At 38.0% G+C, this 8462-nt stretch carries 6 protein-coding genes and 1 pseudogene; 1 reads left to right on the top strand and 6 read right to left on the bottom strand.

Annotated elements, in window-relative coordinates; translation table 11 throughout:
- Positions 1 to 111: 111 nt before the first annotated feature.
- The 4 genes from FC65_RS07085 to FC65_RS07070 are packed head-to-tail and all read right to left on the bottom strand — an operon-like array spanning position 112 to position 2189.
- Entirely contained in the window at positions 112 to 975 is an 864-nt protein-coding gene (locus tag FC65_RS07085; RefSeq protein ID WP_056972081.1) for an aldo/keto reductase, read from the bottom strand.
- A 36-nt stretch (positions 976 to 1011) separates the two neighbouring features.
- Positions 1012 to 1422 carry a cupin domain-containing protein gene (locus tag FC65_RS07080; RefSeq protein ID WP_056972080.1) on the bottom strand — a complete coding sequence of 137 codons (411 nt, stop codon included), beginning with the start codon at positions 1420 to 1422 and terminating at the stop codon, positions 1012 to 1014.
- A 30-nt stretch (positions 1423 to 1452) separates the two neighbouring features.
- Positions 1453 to 1776 carry a carboxymuconolactone decarboxylase family protein gene (locus tag FC65_RS07075; RefSeq protein WP_010499302.1) on the bottom strand — a complete coding sequence of 108 codons (324 nt, stop codon included), beginning with the start codon at positions 1774 to 1776 and terminating at the stop codon, positions 1453 to 1455.
- A 32-nt stretch (positions 1777 to 1808) separates the two neighbouring features.
- On the bottom strand, positions 1809 to 2189 hold the full coding sequence (locus FC65_RS07070) for a DUF2255 family protein (protein ID WP_010499304.1): 381 nt from the start codon (positions 2187 to 2189) through the stop codon (positions 1809 to 1811).
- 138 nt (positions 2190 to 2327) lie between these two features.
- Between FC65_RS07070 and FC65_RS07065 the strand changes: the two genes are divergently transcribed.
- Positions 2328 to 2765, top strand: a complete 438-nt coding sequence (locus FC65_RS07065) for a MerR family transcriptional regulator (protein ID WP_010499306.1) — start codon at positions 2328 to 2330, stop codon at positions 2763 to 2765.
- A gap of 702 nt (positions 2766 to 3467) precedes the next feature.
- Here FC65_RS07065 and FC65_RS07060 read toward each other — a convergent pair.
- Both FC65_RS07060 and adhE read right to left on the bottom strand, forming a co-directional pair.
- Positions 3468 to 4799, bottom strand: a pseudogene (locus FC65_RS07060) (amino acid permease).
- Between the two features lie 244 nt (positions 4800 to 5043).
- Complete coding sequence (adhE, locus tag FC65_RS07055; protein WP_056972079.1) at positions 5044 to 7725, bottom strand: bifunctional acetaldehyde-CoA/alcohol dehydrogenase; 2682 nt, start codon at positions 7723 to 7725, stop codon at positions 5044 to 5046.
- Between the last annotated feature and the right edge of the window lie 737 nt (positions 7726 to 8462).

Genomic DNA, 8462 nt, shown 5'->3' with positions numbered 1-8462 from the left:
ACGGTCTGTTTTGGTACTTTCAACCTTTAGATAGCAACTAAAGGTTATCATCTAAAAAATAAGGAACTCCCTTTTCATATAGGAAAACCTTATTTTTTTATGACTATTAAATCATTTGCCGCTAAATACAGGAAAAGCACTTGAATTACCATAATCTTTATCTTGTGGTAGGTTTTGTAAAGTCTGCATATCTTCTACGGCTATTTTAAAATTAACGTCCGCATTATTAGCAATATGTTCCGGATCTTCACTCTTAGGTAAGGGCAAGGTTCCTAATTCCAAGCAATAACGAATTGCCAATTGTGGGACTGAAACTCGATATTTATGCGCCATTTGCTTGATCCGTTCATTTTGCAAGATTTCACCATGTGCCACGGGTGAATAGGCTTCAACTAAGACATCATTTTGCTTTGCTTGTTTCAGTAAATCAAAAGAAGTATTACCAATATGCGTTAATAATTGGTTAACTGCAGGTTTAACTGAACCCTTTTCTAAAATATTAGTTAAGTCCGTTTGTAAAAAATTAGAAACACCGATTGCACGAACCTTGCCCGCTTGAAGCACTTCTTCCATGGCACGCCAAACTTCTAAGTTTTCTTTAAAATAATGGTTCTCGCCATGAAATTCAGTCCACGGTTCAGGAGCATGGATCAATAATAGGTCCACATAATCTAACCCTAGTTTTTGTAACGATTGGTCAATAGATTTCTTAACCGTCGAATAGTCTTTAAATTCAGCTTGCACCTTAGTTGTCACAAATAAATCATCCCGGTTAAGGCCGGTTCCCCTTAATCCGACACCAACACCTTCCTCATTGCCGTAGGCTTGTGCAGTGTCAAAGTGACGATATCCGATTCGGGCTGCTTGTTGAACTACTGTAGCTGCTTTATCATTGTCGATCAACCACGTACCAAAACCTAGTTTAGGGATTTTAACACCATTATTTAAAGTGTACTTTTCATTTAGAATTGTCATCTTTCTACCTTCCTTATTCAATCAGCTGCTGCTAACTTAAGATAATGCAGAATATTCTTTATCTGTCACTGGTTCGAGCCATTCTGAAGTACCTGTAGTAATGGCTAAATGACTAAACCACGAATCTTTAGTTGCCCCATGCCAATGTTTTATGCCATCATGTGCGATCACGACATCACCTGGCTTTAATCGTTGGGCTGGTTTACCTTCTTCTTGATACCAGCCTTCGCCGCCAGTAACTAGTAAAATTTGACTCCCGTGATGATGAATATGCCAGTTATTACGACAACCAGGCTCAAATGTTACATTTCCTACAGGAACACTAACATCTTTCCCAGGAGTTACTAACTTATTGTTATAGCTTTGACCAATAAAGTATTGGGCATAAGCATCGTTTTTTGACCCAGTCGCAAATACTCCTGGTTGTTCAACTTTTTTCGCTGTCATTCTTCTCCTCCTTATCTTGTCTAAAACAAATTATTTTTCCTGCCAAATTTCTTTTGCTCGGTTAAAAGCTGACCAGGCTTTCGGCCAACCGACATAAAAAGCTAAGTGGGTGATTTCAGCAACAATTTCTTCCTGTGTAATACCGTTATTTTTCCCAATTTGTAAGTGAGTCGTTAACTGCTCAGTGTTTCCCATGGAAATCAGCGCTGCAATAGTTACTAGTGAACGATCATGCGCAGATAACTGGTCTTCTTTACTCCAAACTTCCCCAAATAAAACATCATCATTTAAGTGGGCAAATTGTGGTGCAAAAGCACCTAACTGTTCTTGTCCGGCGGTTTGTTTCTTAACCATAAAAATCCCTCCTATAAAATAAATTTATTAAACTATCTAGGTAAAATTTTAACCGTTGCATTGACTGGACCTTTTTTTAGCATAGGCGGTAAATATGGACTGTCTTTATACTTTGCTTGATATGCAGAACTGATTTTTAAATCCAGTTCATTGTTCCCTGCTGCATCTATAAATTTTGTTTCAAATCCTTTACCTGTTAGTTTGATCTTACCAGCTTGTTGTACCATAGCTGACTGATACCACCTAGAATTTTGACCATTATAAGCTCGCACGTATAAATTATGGTCGACAACAACTGTCCAGACCCATGTTGGCGTTCCATAGGTTTTTCCGTCCGCATAAAAATGCGAAACATGCATGTCATCAGCATTCGTGAATTTATTTAATTGTTCCGTTGTCCACTGCTTACTCATTCGTTTACCTCCATTCCTAACCTCTGAAATTTAATATACTACTTAAAGTACACTTTAAGTCAACGAAAACGAAAAGTTTTGTTTTTCAGCCTATTTTTGTATAATAGTTAATGAATCTAACTTTAAGGAGAGACTAAAATGAATAATTTCTCTAACAATACAAAATATAATATCGGGGAATTCAGCCATAAATTTAATTTGCCAGCTTCCACCTTAAGATACTATGAAAACGAAGGCTTGATCAAACCACAGCGAGATCTTAATGGACGGCGCTACTATACCGCAGAAGATGTTAGTTGGCTTAAATTCTTAAATCATTTAAAAGGAACTGGTATGAGTATTAAAGAACTCAAGCAATATATTATGTGGCGCGAACAAGGAGACAGTACTATTCCACAACGTCTAAAGCTTTTAAAAACAACTAAAAATAATTTTTTACAGCAATTTTCAGAAATTCAACATCATCTGCAAATTTTAAACGACAAAATCAACTGGTATGAAGAAAAAGAAACAGGAATTATTTCTGAAGATGAAGATTTTGCTGGATATTTGCAAAGATTAGGACATCATGAATAAGTTAAAAGCAGGGTCCATTATTAGTAATAGACCCTCGTCTTTTCCATAAGATCAGCCCTTTAACAACAAAAAATCTGGCAGGGTCTAAACAATGCAACAAATGACCCTTAAGTTGGCTGAGGATTTTAATATGCTCTCCTTATCAGTAGAATACGGATTTTGTTTATTTCCATGTCTACTATAAGGAGAGCATATCATAAAGCTATTATATGTTCTTTTTTGTGATTAGCTAGTAAGGCACCGTCCCCCCCGAAAACAGACTTAGAAGACATTAAATTTGTCACGCTGATTCACAAAAATGACGTAGAAACTGGCAAAATTTACCATAATGCTTATTTTCTTATCCAAAAGTACCATGGTACTCCAAAAATCATGGAACCTGATAAAAACAGTGAACTAACTTGGGCTTCCTTAGATAAGCTGCCTTCCCAATTAATAAAGGATCGTAAACTTGGTGTATATAACTATTTACAACAAATCCCATATTCAGAGTTTGGTTGGGATAAATAAAGAAGTGACCCGTAATAAGTCCAAGTTATGTAAATGGGCTGGAAAAATCGATTTTTGATTTCTCCAGCCCGTTTGTTTTACTTACATTACTGTCCAACCACTATCTGCTAGTAAACCGCTGATCTTCGAATGAGTTCTAGAAGATCAACGTTCACCTTAACAACTGTCTTTTTAAATATCTTTTACCAGGATTTACAGGTCCTTTTCCCCAGCTTTTGTACCTCGCTTAGAAAAATAAATAATAACCAAGAAAAGAATGAATATTACCCCAACAATAACAGAGACTCTGGTCTCGCTATTTAAAAACATAAAAATCAAAACAACGAACAAAAAGAACAATGTTAAGTAATTCGTATAAGGTGAAAAAGGCATTTTAAAGGGATGGTCTGCATATTTTTCTTGGTGAACCTTACGAAACTTTATCTGACTGACTAAGATCACAAACCATGGTATCATTCCCGGTAAAATACTGGCACTGAAAACTTTGACAAAAATAGAGCTCGCATCTTTATAAATCAGAGGTAATACCACATTCAAAATAACGCCCAAAAGTATCCCAAAAGAAACTGCCAAAACACTATAAATAGGAATACCATTTCGTCCTAGCAGCGTAAATTTATGCGGCAGTTGTTTCTTATCAGCCAAAGTATAGAGCATTCGGCTGGAACTGTAGATCCCGGAATTTGCTCCCGACAAAGCAGCCGTTATTACAACAAAGTTGATCAACCCCGCGGCGATCGGAATGCCGAATTTAGCAAATGTTTGCACAAAAGGCGAACCCACTTAACCTAGCTTATCCCATGGGTAGATACATAAGATCACAAAAATTGCACCAATATAAAAAATCAATATCCTCCAGATCATCGACTTGATTGCTTGAACTAAAGTTTTCTGGGGATTTTCAGTTTCACCAGCACTAACACCGATCAGTTCCATTCCTTGATAAGAACCCACGACAATAGCTAAAGAAAAGAAGAAGCCCTTCCATCCCCCAGTAAAAAAACCGTGTGTCCATAAATTGTCCAGACCGATCGGATGAAAATCATTACCCGCTCCGACAAAAATTAATAAAGCCCCAGCAATGATCATAAAAATAATAGTTAAGACTTTGATCAAAGCAAACCAGAATTCCATTTCTCCAAAGGCTTTAACAGATGCTAAGTTAGCTAACGTAATGATGATCAACGCGACCAACCCTGGGAGCCATTGCGGTAAATTAGGCCACCAAAAAGCAAAATATCCTCCTAAGGCGATCATTTCACTCATTCCAACGATAACCCACTGGAAAACATTACACCAAGCAGTTAAAAAGCCAAAAAACGGATGAATATATTCTGTAGCATACTTGGCAAACGAACCCGTTGCTGGATCTATGTACAGCATCTCACCTAAGGCACGCATGATCAAATACAGAAAAACACCCGCCAAAGCATAGGCTAACAGTACTGACGGCCCAGTCCATTTTATTGAAGAGTTTGCGCCCATAAACAAGCCTACACCGACCCCTCGCAACCGCGAGCCCAAAAATTCTTAAGCAAAGTCCTCATTCATAAATAATAAAGGATCTAGGACATAACTAGCTGTCCGATCATAAAAGGGCCGTCGATCTATCCCATTACATGGGTTAAATCGACGGCCCTTAAACATATTCCAAAAGATTGAAGCCTTACTGTAACAACGATTGCGTTATTCTGCAGTTTGTTTCCTAACCACCAAAAAGACCCTCATCCAATGTAGACGAGGATCAAAAAATAGATTTATATAGTCATTAAAATTGATCTTGCAAGAGTTGCTTGATCTCAGCTAAACTTGGTTGGCGTGGATTTACTGCCGTACACTGATCGTTATAAACTAAGTCTACCAATTTATCTAAAGAACCATTGAATTGTTCCTTTGTTACGCCGTTAGCAGACAATGTTGGTGTGACGCCAACTGCCTTCATTAATTGATCGATCTTATCGCATAATGCATCCACTAATTCTTGATCATTCTTACCTTTCAAGCCAAGATAACGTGCGATGTCAGCATAATCTTTTTGTGCACTATAAACTTCGTAACGTGGGAATGGTGTCCGTTTAACTTTGCCGCTAACACCGTTAAATTTAATTACGTGTTTCATTGCGATCGAAATAGCCAAACCATGCGGTAAACCAAATTCCCCACCAGTCTTATGAGCCAAGGAATGATTGATCCCTAAGAAAGCATTAGCAAAGGACATTCCGGCCAAAGCGGCTGCATAGTGCATGTTAACTCTGGATTTTTCGCCGCCTTTGGTTCTGTGTTCGATCCGATAATTATAGGAATCTTCCAGATTTTCAAAGACTAACTTGATAGCTTGTAGTGCCCAAGGACGTGTAAACTCTGAAGACATTACTGAAACATACGATTCCAAAGCATGAGATAAAGTATCTAAACCAGATAATGCAACTGTCCGTGCTGGAACTGTCAAAGCAAAACGCGGGTCGATAATTGATACTTCTGGAGTTAGTTCGTAGTCAGTCAATGGATACTTAACGTGTGTTTCATCATCTGTAATTACGGCATACGGAGTAACTTCTGAACCTGTCCCAGAGGTCGTTGGGATAGCAACCATCTTCGTATGTGTCTGATGCTTGAAGGTTACGATCCTCTTTCTGATATCCATAAATTTCTGTTGCAACTTGACAAACAAAGCACTGACCTTGCTGTAGTCATCTAAGAACCCTTCTTTATCATAAGAATACTCGTAAATATAACGAGCAATTTTGCCAGCATCAAGAGCTGAACCACCACCGATAGCGATGATCGTATCAGGTTTGAATTGATGCATTTGCTTAGCAATTTCAATTGTTTGGCTCAAGGTTGGGTCAGGATCAACTGTGCCGTAAAGAGAAGTCTTAACTCGGTTAGGTCTAATGTCTAACTGGGAATAAACTTTATCGACAAATCCGAACTGTACCATACCAGGATCTGCAACAATAAAGACTTTTTCTAGGCCGGGCATCTCTTGCAAGTAAGTGACTGAATCTTTTTCAAAGAAAATATCTTCTGGCAAACGAATCCATTGTGGACGGTTACGCCGTTTAGCGATTGTTTTAATATTCAACAGATCTTCTGTCGACAAGTTATGTGACAATGAATTATCCCCCCAGGAACCTGTTCCAAGCGTCAAACTAGCACGCATTGCGTCGGTATAAATATCTCCGATACCACCGAGTGCATCAGGTTGGTTCACTAAGATCCGAGAGACTTCAGTCCGGTTAGCAAATTCTTTAATGAATGGGTCAGCCTGTGTCCCAACTTGAATAGCTGCGTTATGGCCAGCACCTTGATAGTTAAGCAACTCACAAACAATTTCGACCCCTTCTTCTCTATCTTTTGCTCGGTAAACAGAGATCATTGGACATAATTTTTCAGAAGAAAGCTTTTCACCAATGTTCTTACGATCTAATTCGAACATCAAAACATCTTTATCATTAGGCATTTTAATTCCAGCGTGATCTGCAATCCAATGTGCTGATTTCCCAGCAATCTTCCCATTGACACCATGCTTTTCATTAAACACAAAATCTGCTAATTTTTGATAATCTTTTTTAGGAACCAAATAGGCACCACGATCTTGCATCTTTTGCAACCACTCTGCATAAATCGGAGCTTCAACGACTGCTGAATTTTCAGTGGCACAAATCATCCCATTATCAAAGCGCTTGGATAACAGTAGATCCTCGATCGCACGGTCGATCCTAGCAGTATGATCAACAAACACTGCACCATTCCCAGCACCAACACCAAGTGAAGGGTTCCCCGAGCTCAAAGCTGCATTGACCATACCAGGGCCGCCAGTTGCAAGGATCGTTGCAATATTTTGGTTTCTGATCAAACCAGTCGTGTTTTCAAGTGAAGGAGTTTCGATCCACTGAATAATGTTTTTTGGAGCACCAGCTTTAACGGCTGCCTCATAGACGATCTGTGCGGCATGAGCAGAACATTTTTGTGCTTGTGGATGAAATGAAAAGACGATCGCATTTCTAGTCTTCATTGCTAAAATAGCCTTAAACATAACCGTTGAAGTTGGGTTGGTTGTCGGCACGATCCCAGCGATAACACCTAAAGGAGCAGCAATTTTGATACTGCCACGAATCACATCATCTTCAATGATCCCAACGGTCTTATCATTCTTGATCGTGTGATAAACATTTTCTGTCGCAAAACGATTTTTAGTATCTTTGTCTTCAACCACACCGCGTTGAGTCTCATCAACAGCTTCGTGAGCTAAAGCTAGCGAGTTTTCTGAACCTGCTAAAGCCATAGCGGCTACTATTTTATCGACTTCTTCTTGTGTATAAGTGCTGTATTCTTCTTCGGCTTTAACGGCTTTGCTAACTAACTTTCCTGTATACTCGTTCGCTTTTTTCTGTGCATCAAGTGGATCTATTGTAACTTTACTTTGACTCTTTTCTGACGTTTTCATAATAATAGCCTCCAAGGTAAGCTTTATTTTGTATTTGTTGTGAAGCATTTCACTTATGATGATATATCACTTCGGGTAATTTTTCAAGCTATTTGTGCAATATTTTTCAAACTATTTTTTTGAAAGCGCTTAGCTTAATGTGCTAATCTAAATCTTGATTTAAAAGGATATATCGGGTCAAAGCGTTGCTGTATCTACATCTAAATATATTAATGTGTATAAAATAGCGTGCTACTTCTACACAAAAAATTTTTTAAAACCATAAATTATTTTTATTTATGTTAACGGTTTCACAAAATTTTGTGGTACCTTTAACATTAATATTATTAGTGGCCTCCTTCTCTTCACATCATCAGTTTTTTTAAATTCGATTAATTCGAAATATCCATCTTCTGACAATTCAGATCTCTCTTTTAAAAATAAAAGAACTACACACCTTATCCGTGATCACTATTATTTATTTTTTACAGATCCACATTGAAAACTATAACAATACAGTTAAAAAATCATGACCTGGATATTTCAACTGTAGTCGGAGATTCTCAAGACGATAGCTAAGGCGGCTTGCTGCCGGCCGGTATAACCCTGAAAGGTAAAAAAGCAAGAATGACTAAACGGCTTGAGTCCCTTAAAAATCAGAGATCAAGCCGCTTAAGCGATATTCAATTAACAAGTTTATTAAACTAGCCAAATAATTTGGAAAATCATTATACGTGTGGTGCTAGTTTGTAACATTT

It is taken from the genome of Ligilactobacillus acidipiscis DSM 15836, from assembly GCF_001435755.1.
In the GTDB taxonomy this organism is placed as follows: domain Bacteria; phylum Bacillota; class Bacilli; order Lactobacillales; family Lactobacillaceae; genus Ligilactobacillus; species Ligilactobacillus acidipiscis.
This window is presented reverse-complemented; position numbering and strand designations above follow the sequence as displayed.